The organism is Nocardia sp. NRRL WC-3656, assembly GCF_000720265.1.
Lineage (GTDB): Bacteria > Actinomycetota > Actinomycetes > Mycobacteriales > Mycobacteriaceae > Nocardia > Nocardia nova.
The window spans coordinates 1-312 of record NZ_JOJF01000132.1; the positions used below are offsets into that span (position 1 = coordinate 1).

General features: G+C 58.7%; 1 rRNA gene. It reads left to right on the forward strand.

Features of this window, described 5'->3' with window-relative positions:
• Window positions 1–226: 226 nt before the first annotated feature.
• Window positions 227–312: ribosomal RNA gene (gene rrf / locus IG65_RS0134175) — 5S ribosomal RNA — on the forward strand; the annotation flags it as partial.

Sequence of the window (312 nt, forward strand, 5' to 3'; positions counted from 1 at the left end):
TGCGGTAACGCATGGAGGTGACTGGTACTAATAGGCCGAGGACTTACCAACAAAGCTGCTACGCGTCCACTGTGCGGTATCTGAAACAACACACTGCTCGTGTGTTGGGAAGGAGCGGGGACCTGGTCCCCGAACCCCTGTTCTGGCTTCGGCCGGAACAGAAAGGGGTGTGTGAGGGGAAGTCCCTCGATTCCTTCCTGTCACGGGCGTGACAGTTTCATAGAGTTACGGCGGCTATAGCGGTGGGGAAACGCCCGGTCCCATTCCGAACCCGGAAGCTAAGGCCACCTGCGCCGATGGTACTGCACTCGA